The organism is Bacillus sp. CIS52 (assembly GCF_053545315.1).
Genome location: NZ_JBIUFR010000003.1, coordinates 186,145 through 204,678 on the forward strand (window position 1 = coordinate 186,145; position 18,534 = coordinate 204,678).

Annotated in this window: 24 protein-coding genes and 2 pseudogenes; 16 read left to right on the forward strand and 10 right to left on the reverse strand. The window is 45.7% G+C overall.

Annotation, left to right across the window (positions count from 1 at the left end):
• The first annotated feature begins 63 nt into the window (after positions 1 to 63).
• The gene (locus ACH32G_RS13760) at positions 64 to 207 is read left to right on the forward strand and encodes a hypothetical protein (protein ID WP_003153570.1); all 144 of its coding nucleotides are present in this window, start codon (positions 64 to 66) and stop codon (positions 205 to 207) included.
• Between the two features lie 95 nt (positions 208 to 302).
• Complete coding sequence (locus tag ACH32G_RS13765; RefSeq protein ID WP_016936697.1) at positions 303 to 1,190, forward strand: 5'-3' exonuclease; 888 nt, start codon at positions 303 to 305, stop codon at positions 1,188 to 1,190.
• A 5-nt stretch (positions 1,191 to 1,195) separates the two neighbouring features.
• Here the strand turns inward: ACH32G_RS13765 and sspL are convergent, their stop codons facing one another.
• The 3 genes from sspL to ACH32G_RS13780 are packed head-to-tail and all read right to left on the reverse strand — an operon-like array spanning position 1,196 to position 2,454.
• On the reverse strand, positions 1,196 to 1,324 hold the full coding sequence (gene sspL / locus ACH32G_RS13770) for a small, acid-soluble spore protein L (RefSeq protein WP_003153575.1): 129 nt from the start codon (positions 1,322 to 1,324) through the stop codon (positions 1,196 to 1,198).
• Positions 1,325 to 1,374: 50 nt separating this feature from the next.
• Complete coding sequence (locus tag ACH32G_RS13775; RefSeq protein WP_029575232.1) at positions 1,375 to 1,767, reverse strand: reverse transcriptase-like protein; 393 nt, start codon at positions 1,765 to 1,767, stop codon at positions 1,375 to 1,377.
• A 6-nt stretch (positions 1,768 to 1,773) separates the two neighbouring features.
• Complete coding sequence (locus ACH32G_RS13780; protein WP_013352616.1) at positions 1,774 to 2,454, reverse strand: queuosine precursor transporter; 681 nt, start codon at positions 2,452 to 2,454, stop codon at positions 1,774 to 1,776.
• Positions 2,455 to 2,535: 81 nt separating this feature from the next.
• On the opposite strand from ACH32G_RS13780, the gene ACH32G_RS13785 reads away from it, so the two are divergent.
• Complete coding sequence (locus tag ACH32G_RS13785; RefSeq protein WP_327815641.1) at positions 2,536 to 3,210, forward strand: ribonuclease H family protein; 675 nt, start codon at positions 2,536 to 2,538, stop codon at positions 3,208 to 3,210.
• A 2-nt stretch (positions 3,211 to 3,212) separates the two neighbouring features.
• Positions 3,213 to 3,395 carry a zinc-finger domain-containing protein gene (locus ACH32G_RS13790; protein WP_099745046.1) on the forward strand — a complete coding sequence of 61 codons (183 nt, stop codon included), beginning with the start codon at positions 3,213 to 3,215 and terminating at the stop codon, positions 3,393 to 3,395.
• A 26-nt stretch (positions 3,396 to 3,421) separates the two neighbouring features.
• On the opposite strand, the gene ACH32G_RS13795 is transcribed toward ACH32G_RS13790, so the two are convergent.
• The gene (locus ACH32G_RS13795) at positions 3,422 to 3,679 is read right to left on the reverse strand and encodes a DUF2564 family protein (protein ID WP_016936693.1); all 258 of its coding nucleotides are present in this window, start codon (positions 3,677 to 3,679) and stop codon (positions 3,422 to 3,424) included.
• A gap of 159 nt (positions 3,680 to 3,838) precedes the next feature.
• Between ACH32G_RS13795 and ACH32G_RS13800 the strand changes: the two genes are divergently transcribed.
• Positions 3,839 to 4,021, forward strand: coding sequence for a hypothetical protein (locus ACH32G_RS13800; protein ID WP_012117812.1), 183 nt, complete (start codon positions 3,839 to 3,841; stop codon positions 4,019 to 4,021).
• Positions 4,022 to 4,072: 51 nt separating this feature from the next.
• On the opposite strand, the gene cspD is transcribed toward ACH32G_RS13800, so the two are convergent.
• The 4 genes and pseudogenes from cspD to metA all read right to left on the reverse strand — a co-directional run bounded on the left by cspD (position 4,073) and on the right by metA (position 6,760).
• Positions 4,073 to 4,273: a cold-shock protein CspD gene (gene cspD, locus ACH32G_RS13805; protein ID WP_003153604.1), complete on the reverse strand. Its 201-nt coding sequence runs from the start codon at positions 4,271 to 4,273 to the stop codon at positions 4,073 to 4,075.
• A gap of 15 nt (positions 4,274 to 4,288) precedes the next feature.
• A pseudogene (locus ACH32G_RS13810) lies at positions 4,289 to 4,400 on the reverse strand (hypothetical protein); the annotation flags it as partial.
• Between the two features lie 87 nt (positions 4,401 to 4,487).
• The gene (locus tag ACH32G_RS13815; protein ID WP_264818615.1) at positions 4,488 to 5,630 is read right to left on the reverse strand and encodes a diglucosyl diacylglycerol synthase; all 1,143 of its coding nucleotides are present in this window, start codon (positions 5,628 to 5,630) and stop codon (positions 4,488 to 4,490) included.
• A 224-nt stretch (positions 5,631 to 5,854) separates the two neighbouring features.
• Entirely contained in the window at positions 5,855 to 6,760 is a 906-nt protein-coding gene (gene metA, locus ACH32G_RS13820) for a homoserine O-acetyltransferase MetA (protein ID WP_016936691.1), read from the reverse strand.
• A gap of 282 nt (positions 6,761 to 7,042) precedes the next feature.
• Here metA and ACH32G_RS13825 point away from each other — a divergent pair, with 282 nt between their 5' ends.
• The 10 genes and pseudogenes from ACH32G_RS13825 (at position 7,043) to ACH32G_RS13870 (ending at position 15,346) form a co-directional block, all read left to right on the forward strand.
• Positions 7,043 to 7,525 carry a glutathione peroxidase gene (locus tag ACH32G_RS13825; RefSeq protein WP_045926132.1) on the forward strand — a complete coding sequence of 161 codons (483 nt, stop codon included), beginning with the start codon at positions 7,043 to 7,045 and terminating at the stop codon, positions 7,523 to 7,525.
• A 37-nt stretch (positions 7,526 to 7,562) separates the two neighbouring features.
• Positions 7,563 to 8,038: pseudogene (locus ACH32G_RS13830) on the forward strand (hypothetical protein).
• A gap of 28 nt (positions 8,039 to 8,066) precedes the next feature.
• Entirely contained in the window at positions 8,067 to 9,200 is a 1,134-nt protein-coding gene (locus tag ACH32G_RS13835; protein WP_016936689.1) for a conserved virulence factor C family protein, read from the forward strand.
• 258 nt (positions 9,201 to 9,458) lie between these two features.
• Positions 9,459 to 11,135, forward strand: a complete 1,677-nt coding sequence (gene ilvD / locus ACH32G_RS13840) for a dihydroxy-acid dehydratase (protein WP_049628654.1) — start codon at positions 9,459 to 9,461, stop codon at positions 11,133 to 11,135.
• An 81-nt stretch (positions 11,136 to 11,216) separates the two neighbouring features.
• Entirely contained in the window at positions 11,217 to 11,651 is a 435-nt protein-coding gene (locus tag ACH32G_RS13845) for a BrxA/BrxB family bacilliredoxin (RefSeq protein ID WP_003153619.1), read from the forward strand.
• 39 nt (positions 11,652 to 11,690) lie between these two features.
• The gene (locus ACH32G_RS13850; protein ID WP_342007868.1) at positions 11,691 to 12,461 is read left to right on the forward strand and encodes a class I SAM-dependent methyltransferase; all 771 of its coding nucleotides are present in this window, start codon (positions 11,691 to 11,693) and stop codon (positions 12,459 to 12,461) included.
• A 264-nt stretch (positions 12,462 to 12,725) separates the two neighbouring features.
• The gene (locus tag ACH32G_RS13855) at positions 12,726 to 13,334 is read left to right on the forward strand and encodes a YpjP family protein (RefSeq protein ID WP_188154163.1); all 609 of its coding nucleotides are present in this window, start codon (positions 12,726 to 12,728) and stop codon (positions 13,332 to 13,334) included.
• A 99-nt stretch (positions 13,335 to 13,433) separates the two neighbouring features.
• Complete coding sequence (locus ACH32G_RS13860) at positions 13,434 to 14,228, forward strand: thymidylate synthase (RefSeq protein ID WP_448814453.1); 795 nt, start codon at positions 13,434 to 13,436, stop codon at positions 14,226 to 14,228.
• Positions 14,225 to 14,710, forward strand: a complete 486-nt coding sequence (locus tag ACH32G_RS13865) for a dihydrofolate reductase (RefSeq protein ID WP_095241690.1) — start codon at positions 14,225 to 14,227, stop codon at positions 14,708 to 14,710. Before ACH32G_RS13860 ends, ACH32G_RS13865 begins: the two co-directional genes overlap by 4 nt.
• Before the next feature lie 15 nt (positions 14,711 to 14,725).
• Complete coding sequence (locus ACH32G_RS13870; RefSeq protein WP_045926135.1) at positions 14,726 to 15,346, forward strand: lysophospholipid acyltransferase family protein; 621 nt, start codon at positions 14,726 to 14,728, stop codon at positions 15,344 to 15,346.
• A 41-nt stretch (positions 15,347 to 15,387) separates the two neighbouring features.
• Here ACH32G_RS13870 and trhA read toward each other — a convergent pair whose 3' ends face one another.
• Both trhA and ACH32G_RS13880 read right to left on the reverse strand, forming a co-directional pair.
• Positions 15,388 to 16,026, reverse strand: a complete 639-nt coding sequence (gene trhA / locus ACH32G_RS13875; protein ID WP_016936682.1) for a PAQR family membrane homeostasis protein TrhA — start codon at positions 16,024 to 16,026, stop codon at positions 15,388 to 15,390.
• A 15-nt stretch (positions 16,027 to 16,041) separates the two neighbouring features.
• The gene (locus tag ACH32G_RS13880; protein ID WP_448814454.1) at positions 16,042 to 17,028 is read right to left on the reverse strand and encodes a sigma 54-interacting transcriptional regulator; all 987 of its coding nucleotides are present in this window, start codon (positions 17,026 to 17,028) and stop codon (positions 16,042 to 16,044) included.
• A 184-nt stretch (positions 17,029 to 17,212) separates the two neighbouring features.
• Between ACH32G_RS13880 and ilvA the strand changes: the two genes are divergently transcribed.
• Positions 17,213 to 18,481, forward strand: coding sequence for a threonine ammonia-lyase IlvA (gene ilvA, locus ACH32G_RS13885; RefSeq protein WP_016936680.1), 1,269 nt, complete (start codon positions 17,213 to 17,215; stop codon positions 18,479 to 18,481).
• Positions 18,482 to 18,534: the final 53 nt, after the last annotated feature.

The window sequence follows — 18,534 nt, forward strand, 5'->3', positions numbered from 1 at the left end:
CGTGTGTGGCGGCAGCGCTTGCTGCGCATACTATCCGTATCTTCTCTAAGGGGGGATATGACAATGGGCAGAACAAAACTGGGAAACAGAAATGCACAGCAGAATAACAACGCCAAAAAGAAAAACGGCTTCGGACAGAAATTTGATTCCTATGCCGGCCGTGAAGCTGAAAAGCTGATGGCAAGCAATAAAAGACACGGCGAGTAACGTGACGGCAGCATCTTCCAAACAGGAGGATGCTGTTTTTTTACGGCCTTCCTATGGTAAAATAGGAACATTGAATAAAAAAGGAGTTTCGATATATGAATAACAAATTACTGCTCGTTGACGGTATGGCGCTTTTATTCCGTTCGTTTTTCGCGACGGCCGTGCATCGCAATTTTATGATAAATGAAAACGGAATTCCGACAAACGGAGTCAACGGATTTTTAAAGCATCTCATTACGGCGGTTGATACTTTTCAGCCCACACATGTCGTCTGCTGCTGGGATATGGGAAGCAAAACGTACCGCAATGACTTGTTTCAGGATTATAAGGCCAACCGGAGCGAACCGCCTCTTGAGCTCATTCCGCAATTTGATTTAGCGAAAGAAGCGGCGCGAGAGCTCGGGTTTTTAAACATCGGTATAAAAGGCTATGAAGCGGATGACTGTATCGGTACGCTGTCTGCCTTATTTTCCGGGGAAGCGGAAATTACGATTGTAACGGGCGATAAGGATCTGCTTCAATTGCTGAATGAACAAGTTCAGGTGGCCCTGCTGCAAAAGGGAATCGGCAATTATAAAGTATATACAGATGAGATATTCAGAGAAGAAACGGGGGTTCCGCCAAAGGCGCTGATTGACATAAAGGCGCTGATGGGAGATACAAGCGACAACTATCCCGGCGTTAAAGGAATCGGAGAAAAAACGGCGTACAAGCTGATCCGTGAATACGAAAACATAGAACGGTTATTAGAAAGTCTCGCTTTACTGCCGAAGGGCCAGCAAACGAAAATTCAGCAAAGCTTAAAAGAATTGGAGCTGTCAAGGCAGCTTGCTGAAATACATTGCGAAGTGCCGTTAGTCTGTACGCTTGAAGAAGCGATTTTTTCATTGAAGATGGAAGAAGCATCCTTAATGCTCAGACGCCATCAGATAAAAGGAATTGAAAGGATGCTCGAAAAGCTGAACGCCAGAGAGATCAGCTGATCCCTCTAGCGTTTTGTATTGCTTTTTTTTGCGTTGTTTTCAAGGGCTGATTTCGGGTCTTTGTGCGCATTTCCCTCCATATTTCCCTGAGGATTCACGCCTCCGGTCAGCCGGCCTTTATTTTCTTTTCTCATACTGTTCACCTCAATTGTAGGATGAACAGTGTGAAGCAATTTCATTCCGGTTATTTATTCAGCCGAACCGCTTTTTTTGCGAGCTGATCGGCTGTCTGGTTCTGTCTGCCGGGAATCCACTTAATAAAAAACAATGGAAACCCGGCCTTTAATCGGACGATTTCATCCACAAACGGCTGGAAAGCCTTGTTTTTAACCGCTTCAAGTTCCGCGGCCCGCTCCACGATATCTGAATCCGTCCGGAATGACACGGAATCATATCCGCGGGCGGCACACAGCTTCATTCCTTCAATTAAAGCGAGAAATTCAGCTTCCTGATTTGAATGGTCGCCGATCGGAATTGAGAAAGATTCTGATTTCCCGTCATGCTTAATAAAAATACCGATACCGGACGGACCCGGGTTTCCGGCGCTTGCACCGTCTACATAAATTTCAGCGGGCATCATCCGTCACTCTCCGTTCGGTGTCATTCGTTTTGCCGCATATGCATATGGGACAGAAATGAGTGATACCGCAAATTTAATCAGATAAGTTGAAATAAAAATGCTGAACCATACTCCCGCAGAATAAACACCGATAAAGGCCACGGCAGTGAAGATAAATGTATCCAGCAATTGGCTGAGTGCTGTGCTTCCGCTGTTTCTGAGCCAGAGAAGCCGATCTGAAGGAAAGATTCGCCGAATGGCGGAATATACATAAACATCTATCGTTTGGCTGAAAATAAAAGCCAAGAGGCTCCCGAGCGCAACACGCGGCAGAAAACCGAAAATTGTCTCAAGGGCAGGCTGCGCAATATCTGACGCAGCCGGTTTATATAAAAGAGCCCCCTGCATGGCGCATGTCAAAGCGAGCAAAGTGGAAAAGCCGAGCCAGACGGCTTTGCGCGCTTCCCGGGGACCGTATTTTTCGTTCAGCACATCCGTTGCGAAGAAAACGGTGCCGTACATGATATTTCCGAGTGTCGCCGTAAGACCGAACAGCTCAACTGTTTTGACGACCTGCAAGTTGGCGCACACCGTGGCGAAACCGATCCATACAAATAGGCCCGTTTTGCCAAATCCTTTATAAAACAAAAGAACAATGATAAAATGAATGATCGCAAATAAAATCCATAATACATCATTAAACAAAACCTGCTGACTTCCTTTCAATTTGAGAATGGTTTGATTATAGCACACGCCCGTCAACTAATGAATGGTAAGGTGATTTCAATGAATCTTAAGCCGTATATCGAAATAGAAGCAAAAGGAACAGGCCCAGTCGCGTTTTTTTCTGAAGATTGGCTGACCGTTCCGAAAGCGCGCATGCTTGCAAGAGAAGTCAGCCGCTTTCCATATATAAAAGACATTTATTTTGAGGATGAAAAAGGCGCAAGCTGGACGCTAAAAGAGCTGGAAAAACTTACGGAAGAGCTTGCGCACGAACCTGACGACATTACGGTGTATTTCGATGGCGGCTTTGACAAAAAAAGCAGCTTAGCCGGACTCGGAATTGTCGTGTATTATTCTCTCGGCGGCAAACGCCACCGGATACGGAAAAACAAAAGCTTAACGCTTCGGACGAACAATGAGGCGGAATATGCCGCGTTGTACGAAGCGCTTAAGGAAGTGCAGGAACTTGGCGCAAGCAGAAATTCAATCACGATAAAAGGGGATTCCCTCGTCGTTTTGCATCAGCTTGACGGCAGCTGGCCGTGCTATGATGATACGCAAAACGATTGGCTCGATAAAATTGAAGCGATGCTCGAATCCTTAAAGCTGACACCGACATATGAAGCCGTAAACCGAAAGGAAAATCAAGAAGCGGATGACCTTGCCAGAAAAATTCTTTCGGACGGCCGGCAGATTGAAAGCCGCATAATACTAGAAGGTAACGGAGATGACTGATATTGGATAAAAAAAACATTTATAAAGAATTGACAGAGCTTCAGGATGAATATTGCAAAGACTGCTTTGTTAAAAAGCATTTCCGTAAGGAGTTCGGAAAAACGCACGCCCATTCTTTCTGCATTAATCAATGCACGGTGGGTGAGAAACTGAAAACCTACGGCAAGGTGCTGACAAATCAATAAAAAATAAAACCGCAGCTTTTGCGGTTTTATTTTTTGAATTCATCGAGCTGATGCTGGCAATCGTCCAAAAGCATTCGCTGCTTTTGCAGGAAATCTTGATCGAGTGCCTGCAGTTCACTGGATTGTGACATCGTTCTCGCATCCTGAATCGCCTGGTAAGCAGATTCAACCAAAGTTGAATTTTGACCCCGAGTAGCCGCGCCTGTTGTTTTCTGGGCCGTTTCCACTGCTAATTCAAGCTGGCGTTTATCCGTCAGTCCGTTTGGAAAAAATTCAGAGTCCATAAAAAACACCTCCGCAAATAGTTTGGAGATTTTTTTTAGAAATATGTATGGAAAATAGAAAAAAATATAGAAAATAAGCCGATATAACTATTGAACCTGATAATTAGGGCTTATTTACTATTATTCAGGGTATCTTGGGAGAGAAGGGAAAAACCAGCCGTGAATGATAAAGATTTAAAAACAATCCTTCAGCAGACATTTAAAGAAATATACGGTGATTTGGGAAGTTTAGCGGAAATGGCGAAAAAAGGAATGCCGTCAATGGAGAAACAAATTGAAGAAATCGAGCAGCGGTGCAAGCAGAATCTTGTAGCAATCGAGATTCAGACGGCAATCAAATAGGAGAGGCATACGCCTCTCCTCTATTTGTCATCTGATCAACATGTATTGAGTTTAGAGTTTTACAACATTAGAAGCTTGAGGTCCACGATTACCTTCGACAATTTCAAAAGAAACTTCTTGTCCTTCTTCTAATGATTTGTATCCTTCTCCTTCGATAGCAGTGAAGTGAACAAATACATCGTCTCCGCCTTCAACTTCGATGAAGCCGAATCCTTTTTCGTTATTGAACCATTTTACTTTACCGTTTTGCATATTGCTTAATTCCTCCTAGTACTGTAGCACCTTCGTGCTAAAAAAAATTTTGTCATCATCCAACCGTACGTATGTAAACGTTGTTAAATGATGGTTCAACTATACACCAAATGGGAGCGGGCGTCAAGCGGCCGCTCTCTATTTTTTATCTTTATTTTTCCAGCGGCAACACTTATCCGAACAAAAAGCACACGAATCATTCGTGTGCTTTTTGTTATGACATTGCCATATCTGTCTTCCCGGCCATCAGTTCAGATTCTTTTATAATGTCCTGCAAAATGACTTCAGAAGAGTTGGGGAGGTGAAGGCTTTTAATATTGTCCTTCATCCGGTTCAGCTTTTCCTCATCCGCAAGAAGGGAGGTGACAGACTCTAAAATTTCTTCGTGGCGGTTGACCACGACAGCCGCACCGCGGTCTTCAAAGAAAATGGCATTTTCCTTTTCCTGTCCTGGCACGGGTTTGTACAAAATAACCGGTACGCCGATCGCTGTCGCTTCCGTCAGCGTGATGCCGCCCGGTTTTGTAATCATGCAGTCCGTAATCCGGAACAGCTCGTCGATTCTTTCTACATAGCCGAGCACTTTCAGCCGGTCGGTGTTGCCGCTTTCCAAGCTGCTGAGTGATTCTTTCAGCGAGCCGTTTTTGCCGCATACCACTACAACCTGGACCTGATCGTCATGAACGAGGTTTTCGCACAGTTCTTTTACGTTTTTCAGCACACCATGCGCTCCCGCCATAATAAGAAGCACTTTTTTGTCGGGAGAAAGATTGTATTTTTTATAAATCGGTTCTTTCGGCATCGTTTCCTCGAATTGAGGCCTGATGGGAATGCCTGTGATCTTAACGTTGTTCGGATGAGTACCGATTTCAATCAGTTTTTCCTTCACGTAATCCGTGGCGACATAGTATTTATCCACATTTTCATGAACCCAGATTTTGTGAAGGCAGAAATCGGTCATAACGTTGAACGTCGGGATCACTTTTCCGGTTCTCCGTCTGTATTCCGGTACGACAATCATCGGAAATGTATTGATTATAATGTCCGGCTTATGCTCTTCGACGAGCTGGCCCAGACGTTTATTTCCCATTTTAAAATAAATATTGAATTTGCGTTTATTATAGATTTTGTCAACTCCGTAATAAAACAAACGATAAAACTGTTTCCCGATTGAGAAGCTTTTTAAATAAAGGTATTGAGTAACCTCTGAAACAATCGGATTTGACTCTTGATACAAATTGGAAACCGTCACATCTAAGCCGAGACGCAGACATTGTTCGTAGAGCGTTTTGGCCACTTGAACATGTCCGTTTCCGTAATTTGCAGTCAAAATTAATACTTTTTTATTGGTATTCAAGTAAATTCACCTCAATGTAATCAACAACAAGCAAGCTTCATGCATCGTAAGGAGTTATTGTCTATAGATAAACATAACACAAGTACATCATTTTATAATAAGCGCGGCAACATATTTAAACTAAATTTAATTGATATGTTCCAGTATTTTAAAGTTCTGTTATACCCATACTGAATCAAGAGTATTTTATCATATTTTTGTCACCGTATCACTCAAAACAAAAATTAATCCCATTCATACGGGGTTTCCTGATATACATAATAATTCAGCCAATTCATAAACAATAACGTCGCATGAGCCTTCCAGCGGTTTACAGGTTCTTTCCCGCCGGGTGCAAAATAGTGCTTAGGAGCTTCTACGTTTGAAAGCTTTCTTTCTATATCCCTCTCATACTCCTGAAGAAGCGTATCAGTATCGTATTCCGGGTGACCCGTTAAGAAAATCTGCTTTTCGTCTTTAGAAACGATTAAACAGACACCGGCTTCTTCTGAAACGCTCAGCACATCCAAATCTGAAGCCGATTTCAGCTGCTCCGTATTAATATCTGTATGCCGTGAGTGGGGCACATAGTATAGCTCGTCAAAGCCTCTTACCAATCTCTCGTGTTTTTTAAGAACGGTATGCTCAAACACTCCGAAGATTTTTTTCGGCAGCTCCGTTTTTTCAATGCCGTAATGGTGGTATAAACCGGCTTGAGCTCCCCAGCAGATATGGAGCGTTGAAGTGACGTTCGTTTTGCTCCACTCCATAATTTCCTTTAATTCTTCCCAGTAAGAAACATCTTCAAACGGCAGGTGCTCAATCGGAGCGCCGGTAATAATCATTCCATCAAACCGTTTGTGGCGGATGCTGGAAAATTCCGTATAAAATTCATCCAAATGCTGCCTTGCTGTATTTTTTGGAGTATGTGTGCTCGGAATTAGGAACGTAAAGTGAACTTGTAAAGGCGAATTACCAAGCAGCCTGAGGAGCTGGGTTTCCGTTTGGATTTTTTTCGGCATCAGATTTAAAATCACGATCTTCTGCGGCCGGATATCCTGAGAAAAAGCCCGGCTTTCATCCATTACAAAGATGTGTTCACTTTCAAGCACCTGCTTAGCGGGCAGGTGATTTGGTATATTAATAGGCAACATGCCACCTCCGTTATTCCCCGTTAATTTTCTTCATTATAGAAATTTTTAAGCCATTTTTCAATCCATCCCGGCGTAATAAGCCGCAATTAACACATAAAGACAGGATGAAAGCGGCAAATGGGCATAAATTTGGGGCGGCTCTTTATTATGACGGGCAAAGAGCCGTTTGGTTCCTCGAAAAAAATGTTTACCGGTAAATGGAAGGGAAAAGCGGTTTCCGTTTGTTTTGCATTGTAAAACAGTTAAAATGAATGAAGAATGAAAGTAGGAGGGGCGCAGATGACAATCTACGACATAAACGTACGGACCATAACTGGCGAAGACATGACGCTATCGGCTTACAGGGGCAAGGTGCTGATCATTGTGAATACAGCGAGCAAATGCGGGTTCACGTCCCAGCTCAAGCAGCTTCAGGAGCTCTATGATACATACCGGGAGGAAGGGCTTGAAATATTAGGATTTCCCTGCAATCAATTTATGAACCAAGAGCCCGGAAACGAGGCGGAAATTCAGGAATTCTGTGTGAAAAATTACGGCGTCACATTCCCGATGTTTGCGAAAGTGGATGTCAATGGAGCAGACGCTCATCCTCTTTTCACATATTTGACGGAAAAGGCGAAGGGGATGCTTGGCACAAAGGCGGTCAAATGGAATTTCACTAAGTTTATTGTGGACCGAAACGGCGAGGTCACCGGACGTTTTTCTCCAAACGTCAACCCGAAGGAGCTTGAAGATACAGTACAGAAGCTTTTGGCTCTATAAGAGGTGACACGGTGAACGAAAAGAAAAAGAACAGCTTATCAATGAAAGAACGGGCCATGACTGGCTTCATATTTCCCAGGCCGCAACACTTTCTATTTGTATTGCAAAAGAAGAAGGCGCACCGAGGCGGCCGCGCTGGTTCATGGTCTAATTGATGATAACCCGAAGAAAGCCTGACGGCGGGCGGAGTGACAGAACAGCTGGCTGCTTTCAACATCGCGCATGACTCCATTCAGGAGATTGCGGATATGATCACGGGGATGTCATTTTTGCACAGGGGAACTGCTGAAAAAGCGGCCGCTTTCATTGGAAGGAAAAGTTATTCAGGATGCAGACATGCTTGATGCGATCGGCGCTGCGGGTATCGGCTTAATGAATACAAAAACAGGAGCCGGATTGGCAGAGGAGCGGCATCAATTTCTATTGCAGTTTGCCGCCCGCATTCAAAAAGAGGCCGCATGGCAAAAAGCTAAGCGGGGCAATAGAACGCTTGTGCAGGCTGTGTTAGAATAAGTGTCAGATTGTGCATAGGAGGACCAATATGAAGATTAAATCAATAGAACCGACGCCGAGTCCGAACACGATGAAAGTGATCTTGACTGAAGAGCTTCCGGCCGGCAAAAGCAACAATTATAAGCCGGATCAGGCAGAAGATGCTCCGGCCGTCGTACGTGATATTTTAAAGATTGAGGGAGTAAAAGGCGTTTATCATGTTGCTGATTTTTTGGCTGTGGAGAGAAACGCCCGTTTTGACTGGAAGGAAATTCTGCCGCAAGTCCGATCAGCCTTCGGAATGGAACAAACGGAGCAGTCTGAGAGCCGTTCTGAACAGGAATCATTCGGAGAAGTGAAGGTTTTCGTCCAAATGTTCAGCGGAATCCCGATGCAGGTCAAATTGACGGACGGCGAACGTGAAGAACGGTTCGGCCTTCCGGAACGTTTTCAAGAAGCCATATTAAAGCTGCGTTCAGAAGCCTCAAATGTCGTATTTGAGCGCTCCTGGAAAGAACAAGGCGTCCGCTTCGGGGATTTTACCGAAATCGGACACGATGTCACAGAAGAGCTTCAGGCTGCCTACAGTGATGAGCGGCTCAAACGCCTGACCGAAGCGGCCGCACAGCAAAAAGGTGAGGCCAAGCCGGCAGTGCAGCGGAAAGCTTATAAAGTGACACCGGATATGCTCGATGATGAAGACTGGAAACAGCGCTATGCCCATCTTGAGCAAATGGACCCGGATGAAGACGATTTACCTGTATTGGAAAAAGCGCTTCATGATCCGAAGACCTCGATCAGAAGACAAGCTGTCGTCTATTTAGGAATGATCGAAAAGCCGTCTGTGCTTCCGCTGCTATACAAAGCGCTTGAAGACAAAACGGTGACGGTCAGAAGGACGGCGGGTGACTGCCTGTCAGATATCGGCGATGCGAGCGCCATCCCGGCAATGATAAAATCGCTCAGTGACTCAAGCAAGCTCGTGCGCTGGCGCGCGGCCATGTTTTTATATGAAGTCGGCGATGAAACAGCGCTGGAAGCATTAAAAGCGGCGGAAGACGATCCGGAATTCGAGGTCAGCCTGCAAGTCAAAATGGCGATTGAACGGATTGAGCACGGAGAAGAGGCGAAAGGTTCAGTCTGGAAACAAATGACTGAAAGCAGAAAAAAAGAACAGCAGTAATAAAAAGGTGCGCCATGCACCTTTTTTATTTGAATTCACTTTTTATAAAAATTATTTAGAATATTGTTGAAAAATGATTCAAAACTCTATATAGTAAGTACAATATTAATTGTTGGAGGGTTTTTATCGAGATACAAAAAGAATACGAAATCGGACAGGGCGGAAACGCTGTAACTGAAGATATATACAGAATGCGCCCTTAAATAAACTGAAAATTTTAAAAATATCGCACAGTCTAAAAACAGTAGGGGGATCACCATGGCAGAATTACGCAGCAACATGATCACACAGGGAATTGACAGAGCGCCGCACCGCAGCCTGCTTCGCGCTGCCGGCGTAAAAGAAGAAGACTTCGGCAAGCCGTTTATCGCGGTCTGCAATTCATACATCGATATCGTTCCCGGACATGTTCATCTGCAGGAATTTGGAAAAATCGTAAAAGAAGCAATCAGGGAAGCGGGCGGAGTGCCTTTTGAATTTAACACCATCGGAGTAGATGACGGAATCGCAATGGGGCATATCGGCATGAGATATTCGCTGCCGAGCCGTGAAATCATTGCCGATTCAGTTGAAACGGTCGTCTCGGCGCACTGGTTTGACGGAATGGTCTGCATTCCGAACTGTGACAAAATTACGCCGGGAATGCTGATGGCGGCTATGCGGATTAATATCCCGACCATTTTCGTCAGCGGCGGGCCGATGGCAGCCGGCCGCACAAGCGACGGCCGCAAGATCTCGCTTTCTTCAGTATTTGAAGGCGTCGGTGCCTATCAAGCCGGGAAAATCGGTGAAGGCGAACTGCAGGAGCTGGAACAGTTCGGCTGTCCGACGTGCGGATCTTGTTCAGGCATGTTTACGGCAAACTCGATGAACTGTCTGTCTGAAGCGCTCGGTTTGGCGCTTCCGGGCAACGGAACAATTCTTGCGGCTTCTCCGGAAAGAAGAGAGTTTGTGAGAAAATCAGCGGCCCAATTGATGGAAACCATTAAAAAGGACATTAAGCCGCGCGATATCGTCACAGAAAAAGCGATTGACAACGCGTTTGCGTTAGATATGGCTCTCGGCGGCTCAACCAACACAGTGCTTCATACGCTTGCGCTTGCCAATGAAGCGGGAGTCGAGTACTCATTAGAACGCATTAACGAAGTGGCAGAACGAGTACCTCACTTATCGAAATTGGCGCCGGCATCGGATGTCTTCATTGAAGATCTGCATGAAGCGGGCGGAGTCTCTGCGGCCCTTAATGAATTGGCGAAAAAAGAAGGCGCGCTTCATCTTGACGCGCTGACTGTGACAGGCCGGACACTCGGAGAAACAATAGCAGGTCATGAAGTAAAGGATTATGACGTGATTCATCCGCTTGACAATCCGTTTACCGAAAAAGGCGGTTTGGCCGTGCTGTTTGGGAATCTGGCTCCGGATGGCGCCATTATCAAAACAGGCGGCGTACAAGACGGGATTACAAGACACGAAGGCCCCGCTGTCGTCTTTGATTCCCAGGATGCCGCGCTTGAAGGGATTATAAACCGCAAAGTAAAAGAAGGAGACGTTGTCATTATCCGTTATGAAGGTCCAAAAGGAGGCCCTGGCATGCCGGAGATGCTCGCTCCGACTTCTCAGATTGTCGGAATGGGGCTCGGCCCGAAAGTGGCGCTTATTACAGACGGACGTTTTTCAGGGGCGTCCCGCGGCCTTTCAATCGGCCACGTATCCCCTGAAGCGGCTGAGGGCGGCCCGCTCGCATTCGTCGAAAACGGAGACCATGTCATCGTTGACATAGAAAAACGGATTTTGGATGTGCAAGTGTCTGAAGAGGAATGGGAAAAACGTAAGGCGAATTGGAAAGGCTTTGAGCCGAAAGTCAAAACAGGATATCTTGCCCGGTATTCCAAACTCGTGACAAGCGCCAATACGGGCGGAATCATGAAAATTTAAATCAGCGGCCTGAACAATTGAATTCCGGCTCCCTCTATAGTATCCTTGACATCATATAAGGATTTTAGAGGGGGCTTTTTTATGTCAATGGCTTATGAAGAATATATGCGCCAGCTGGTCGTGCCGATGCGCCGTGAGCTGACGGGCGCGGGTTTTCAGGAATTAACGACGGCGGAAGAAGTGGAAAGCTTTATGGAACAAGCTGAGGGCACGACATTGGTCGTTGTCAACTCCGTGTGCGGCTGTGCCGCGGGTCTTGCCCGTCCGGCTGCGACTCAGGCTGTTTTACAGCATGAAAAAGCGCCTGATCATACGGTTACCGTATTTGCCGGTCAAGATAAAGATGCGACTGCAAAAATGCGTGAATATTTTACGGGGCAGGAACCTTCCTCGCCATCAATGGCGCTGTTAAAAGGGAAAGAGGTCGTTCACTTTATTCCCCGCCACGAAATCGAAGGGCATGACATGGAGGAAATTATGAAAAATCTGACAGATGCCTTCGATGCACACTGCTGAAATGCCCGAATTCCGGGCATTTTCTTTTTGGAGAAATAAATGATCACAACCAGTTACAGACCTAGCGAATATACGATACACACAGCACAGTCACTCAGTGACAGGCTGGGTGACACTTATTGCAGCCGCAATAAACAGCCCATTGAAAAAATGCTGGAACGAGCGGCAAACGATCTTTTGGTCATTGGAAAGGAACGGTTCGAACTTTACACGAAGCAAGGGGAAAAGTTCTTTTTTCACCCGAATACAGCGATGTTCCGGGCAAAGCGGTTATTGAGAGGGGAAGCCGAGCCGATGTTAAAAGCAGCTGGTTTACGCGAAGGGGACTCCTTTTTAGATTGCACGCTCGGCCTGGCATCCGATGCGATTTTGGCAAGCATGGCTGTCGGAAAAAGCGGACAAGTAATCGGCCTGGAGAAAAATGAGCTTGTCTCATTGCTCGTTAAAACAGGCCTTCAAACGTGGGAAACCGGTATTGAACCGCTGCAAGCCGCCATGAAACGCATTCAAGTCAAGCATGCCGACTGCGCCGATTATTTGCGGGAGCTTCCTGATTCATCGGTAGATGTCATCTATTTTGACCCGATGTTTCACGAACCTGTTGAAACGTCAGACGGCATTGCGCCGCTCCGTGCGCTGGCAGAAGAAGGTTTTAACGAAGAGTGCATCACGCAAGCCGTTCGGGCGGCGAAAAAATGCGTAGTGCTTAAAGACCATTGGAAAAGCCCGCGGTTTGAACGATACGGCTTCAAGGTGCTGAAAAGAAAAACGGCGCTTTTCCACTTCGGTGTCATTCATGTAAGCTCATGATATCATGAGCTTTTCTTTCGTTAATCAGTGATTTCCATCACGACAAAATAAAGCAGCGTGAGAAGTGATACAGTCGCAAATAAAGCGTTAATCATCTCATCCCCTCCTTTTTTCTCTTTCTTATTGTAAGCGGTTTAGCCGCTCGGTCACAGTTACCAATTTCCCATATTGTATGATCATGCGCTTCCGGACATGACGCCGCGCTTTGTTCTATGCTAGAATATAGGGACAAGAGGACAATAAAACAGAGGGGAACTATCTATCATGAAATTGTGGATGAAAAAGACCCTTGTGGTTCTGTTTACCATTGTAACGTTCGGGCTCGTGTCTCCTCCGGCTGCTCTGATGACAGACAAGCCTTCAGGACAGTCGAGCAGTCTTGAGCAGAATGATTACACCGCTTTTTATGATGAACACTCCCTGCCGGGGGAAGAGAAGGCAGGGCGGGAGCCTGAATTACCGTTTCAATCGTATCAGCAGCAGCTTCTCGGTGATGCTGAAAATCAAGCATTTTTAAAATTCGGCAGCAAAATCTCTCCGGTCATTGAAGATGATTACAGAAGTGAAATTCTGCCGAAAATCGAAGATGTGATCACAGGGCATTTAGCCAAGTTTCGAGATGATGAAGCGTATCAGGATGTGGTCATTTCCAGCAAGCCGTCGGCCGGAAAAACCGAAAAAATTTTTCATGTGTATAACAGGCTGACGGGTGAAGATCTTTTAAGATTCCACGTCCGCCGGGATCATCCTCCGCAAGACGGCTACTGGTTTAATTTTCATTACCATACCGCTGAAGACGGATTCCAATCACACCATGAGCTCGGCAGCATTTATTGGGACCGGAATACGCCGCCTGACTGGATGAGCGTGTAATAACGTGAAGAAATAAAAAAATCATTTCTGAGAAATTTTGCAGAAATGATTTTTTATTGTGTTACACTACTAAAAGACTACGTTAAAAGGATGAAAAAGATGAAACAATATAAAGATTTGTGCCGTCATGTGTTAGAAAACGGAGAAAAAAAAGGAGACCGTACGGGAACGGGCACGATCAGCACGTTCGGCTACCAAATGCGGTTTAACCTTCAGGAAGGTTTCCCGATGCTTACGACGAAAAAGCTCCATTTTAAATCAATCGCGCACGAGCTGCTTTGGTTTTTAAAAGGAGACACGAATGTCCGCTATCTTCAGGAAAACGGAGTACGCATCTGGAACGAATGGGCCGATGAAAACGGAGAGCTTGGACCGGTTTACGGCTCTCAATGGCGCTCATGGCGCGGAGCGGACGGCGAGACGATTGATCAAATCTCCCAGCTGGTTCATGACATCAAGACCAATCCGAATTCCCGGCGGTTAATCGTCAGCGCGTGGAATGTCGGCGAAATTGATCATATGGCGCTTCCTCCTTGCCACTGCCTGTTTCAGTTTTATGTCGCTGACGGAAAACTGTCGTGCCAGCTTTACCAGCGGTCGGCGGATGTCTTTCTCGGCGTGCCGTTTAATATCGCGTCTTATGCGCTTTTAACAATGATGATCGCGCATGTGACGGGTCTTGAACCGGGTGAGTTTGTTCATACGTTCGGAGACGTCCACATTTATCAAAACCATGTGGAACAGGTGAATTTGCAGCTGACAAGAGATGTCCGCCCGCTGCCGAAACTGCGGTTTGCGCGCAACGTTGATTCTATTTTTGATTTTACGTTTGAAGACTTTATCATTGAGGATTATGACCCGCATCCGCATATAAAAGGAGCTGTCAGCGTATGATTTCGTTTATTTTTGCGATGGATGAAAACCGGCTGATCGGAAAAGATAACGATCTGCCTTGGCACCTTCCGGACGATCTCGCATATTTCAAAAAAGTGACGACGGGACATACCATTGTGATGGGGCGGAAAACGTTTGAATCAATCGGACGTCCGCTTCCGAATCGGCGTAACATCGTTGTAACTTCACGGGACGAATCCTTATTTCAAGGCTGTACGGTCGCTTCCTCGGCTGAGGAAGTGCTCAAATTGATCCCGGGGAATGAAGAATGCTTTGTAATCGGCGGCGCCCAGCTGTACAGTGCGCTCTTTCCATATGCGGACAGACTCTACATGACTAAAATTCATCATGTCTTTGAAGGTGACCGTTTTTTTCCGGAGTTTAATGAAACTGAATGGGAATTGACATCCCGCAGACAGGGAGTAAAAGATGAAAAAAACCCTTACGATTATGAGTACCTTGTATACGAGAAAAAGAAATAAGCAGGGGGACAAGAATTGATTCGTTACGGCTGCCTTGTCATGTACGTTGTATTTATGTTCATGAAAAATATTCAGGAATATATCAATCAAAAAGAGCTTGACCCGCGGCTTTCTTTTCAAAAACAGATGAAACGGGTGTACGAACAGCCCAAAGCGTTTATGAGGGGCTGCATTGACGTGTCGGGATCGGTAATCAGCATTCATCATGATCGGCCGATACCGGACGGACCTGTATTGTATGTGCATCCGAGATTAGGTGTGGGTGATCTTGTACTGCTTGCGGGACATCTTGAAGATCCGGCTGGTTTTATCGCCGGCAAGAAAGCTTTCCGGATGCCGTTTCTGGGGAATTGGCTGAGACTGATGGGTGTCATTTGTGACGGAGAAAGCCGGGACGTGCGTCAGGAGGCGGAAGTCAGCCTGCAAAAAGGACAAAGCCTGATTCTTTCTGAAGACGGCAAAATCAATCCGGAGGAACTGGCCCTGCGTTTTGATCTTCCGATTGTTCCGGTCAGCACAACGGGAACAGACCGGCTGCTTCGGGGCAGATTATTGAAACGGCTGAAACCGGCTGACATTGAATTGCATGTCAAGCCCGCTTATTATCCGGCCGTTCAAAAACGGCTCCGTGCATAAAAAAAGCACAGTCTCTTTACGAGAGGCTGTGCTTTTTTATTTCAGATAAAGGGAACTTTGACACAATAAAATAAAATACAGAAAAACATTGAGGCGCTGCCGCCTAAAACAAAGCTGTGCCAAATGGCGTGATGAAACGGGATCTTTCTCCAAATATAAAAAACGGTGCCGGCGGAATATAATAAGCCGCCGAGAAGAAGAAGGCCGAATCCCGGGCCTGACAGCGAAGCGTACAGCGGTTTAATGGCGACGATAATCAGCCAGCCCATCATTAAATAGACAAGCGTTGAAAAAATGATAAACCGCTTCACGAAAAAGATTTTAAACACGATGCCTCCGAGGGCAAGCGACCAAACGATAATTAAAAGAGTCAGGCCGAGTGCGCCTTTAAGCGGCCCTAATAAAAATGGCGTATATGTCCCCGCTATCAAGACGTAAATCGCGGAATGATCCACAATCTCAAGAATGTCTTTCGTTTTTTTATGCTGAATGCTGTGCAGAAGAGTCGAGCTGAGATACAGAAGCAGCATTGAGGCGCCGAAAATCGAGAAGCTGGCGATGTCTGTCGGCGATCCGTATTTCACCGCGAAGATAATGAGAAAAATCAGCGCCGGAATCGACAGCAATACACCGATTCCGTGTGTGATGGCATTTGCGATTTCTTCTTTAATCGTGAACAATCAAATGTCCTCCTTTTAAAGGATTTGTTTTTGCAGTGACTGCAAAAAGCCTAACCCTTCTATTGTGATTTTTGTTCCTGCGCGTCCCCGGCCTTTTGTGACATAGTTCATCTTTTCTAAGTAATCAAGCCTGTTTCTGACCTGCTGAGGCGTCAATGTCATTGTGCCGTTCTCACTTAATTCGGATATGCTCCGTCTGCTGGCGGGTTCGCCTTTGGCATTTAAGCCTTTGATTGATTCCAAAATAAACAAAAATTCTTCTTTCTCCATCAATGTCAGGCGCTTTTCTTTTTTCTTGGCGGTTTTCGCTTTCTGGCTGTTTTTGATATAGGGCGGGACATCCTCGGGATAAATCGTACCGCCGGAGGCTGCCGCAGCCATATAATGCGCCGCGTTTTGAAGCTCTCTAATGTTGCCGTTAAAGGTGTGCCGCTCAAACAGCGGATAAACGGACGGATCGAGATGCAATTGCTGCCCAGAGGCTGCCAGCATATGCTGAAGAAGGAGCGGTATATCGCCTTTTCGTTCAGATAGAGCAGGGAGCTGAAGGCATAACACGTGAAGCCTGTAAAATAAATCTTTGCTGAACGTGTTTTCCGCATCGGCAAGATCCGCCGTGCTGCTTGCAATGATGCGGGCGGAAAGCCCGGCATCAAGCTCCGAAAGAAGGCGGGCCTGTACCGACAGCGGCATGTCTCCGATTTCATATAAGAATAATGTTCCGCGGCGGGCCCTATTTAATGCACCTTCAGCACAGAACAGTTCATGATTGAGCTGCTCTTCGCTTTGGCTGCAGTGAACGGTAATAAATAGTTCGCTGTTTCTGCGGGATTTATGGTGGATCGCTGCGGCCATTTGTTTTTTTCCGGTTCCGACTTCACCCGTGATGAAGACCGGCAGATCCGATAAGGCGAATTTGGCGGCCAATCGTTTCGTTTCTAAAAAGGATTTATGTTCGCCGGCTAGCTGATGAAAGGGATCAGATTGTTCAATTACAGTCATGAATTGGCTCCTTTTGGTTCTAATTGGTTTAAGTATAACATGTTTTCACCTTTGAAAATATCTTTTTCTTATGAATCGGTTTATTTAATTTTATTTACGAAATTCAAATAATTATCTTATTATTTGAATATTCATGTTATAATGGCATATTAAATAGGGATTTAAATAAGAAAGGACTCTGTAAATGAAACCGTTACTTAAAGAAGACTCTCTCATCCAGGTAAAAGACATTTTAAAAGCGCACCAAAACGTAAAGGACGTTGTGATACATACGCCTTTGCAGAGGAATGACAGACTTTCTGAGAGATATGACTGCAATATCTATTTGAAAAGAGAAGACCTTCAGGTGGTCAGATCATTTAAGCTCAGAGGGGCTTATAATAAAATGAGACAGCTCTCAAAAGAGCAGACTGAAAACGGAATTGTCTGCGCCAGTGCGGGAAACCACGCGCAGGGGGTTGCGTTCTCATGCAAACATCTCGGCATTCACGGCAAGATTTTTATGCCGTCAACCACACCGAGACAAAAGGTATCTCAAGTGGAGCTGTTCGGAAAAGAATTTGTTGAAATCATATTGACGGGTGACACTTTCGATGATGCATATAAGAGTTCTGCGGAATGCTGTGAAAAGGAAAACCGCACGTTTATTCATCCGTTTGACGATCCGGACGTCATGGCGGGGCAGGGAACGGCTGCCATTGAAATTTTAAATGACATTGACGTTGAGCCGCATTTCCTCTTTGCGAGTGTAGGGGGAGGAGGACTCCTTTCCGGTCTCGGCACGTACATGAAAAACATTTCGCCGGAAACAAAAATCATAGCGGTGGAGCCGAAGGGCGCAGCTACATATTTTGAATCGAAAAAAGCCGGACAAGTCATTGAACTTGAGAAAATCGATAAATTTGTTGACGGGGCGGCTGTAAAAAAAATCGGCGCGGAAACTTTTCAGACGCTTGAAACCGTAGTTGATGACATTCTTCTTGTCCCGGAAGGAAAAGTGTGCAGCACAATTCTCGAATTATACAATCAATGCGCCATCGTAGCTGAGCCGGCGGGAGCATTGTCCGTGTCGGCACTTGATCTGTACAAGGAAGAGATTAAAGGAAAAAACGTCATCTGTGTGGTCAGCGGAGGGAATAACGACATCGGCAGAATGCAGGAGATGAAGGAACGCTCCATGATTTATGAGGGGCTGCAGCACTATTTTATCGTTAATTTCCCGCAAAGGGCGGGAGCGCTTCGCGAATACCTTGATGAAGTGCTCGGGCCTGATGATGACATCACCCGATTTGAATATACGAAAAAAAATAATAAAAGCAGCGGACCTGCATTGGTCGGCATTGAGCTGAAACATCGGGAAGATTACGGCGCGCTCATTGCCCGGATGGACCAAAAAGGATTTCATTACGTAGAAGTGAATAAAGATCAGGACCTGTTCCACCTGTTAATCTGACTTTTTTTAGAACGGCCGCGCAAAATGACAGACACGCTTTCTCAGATTGTATA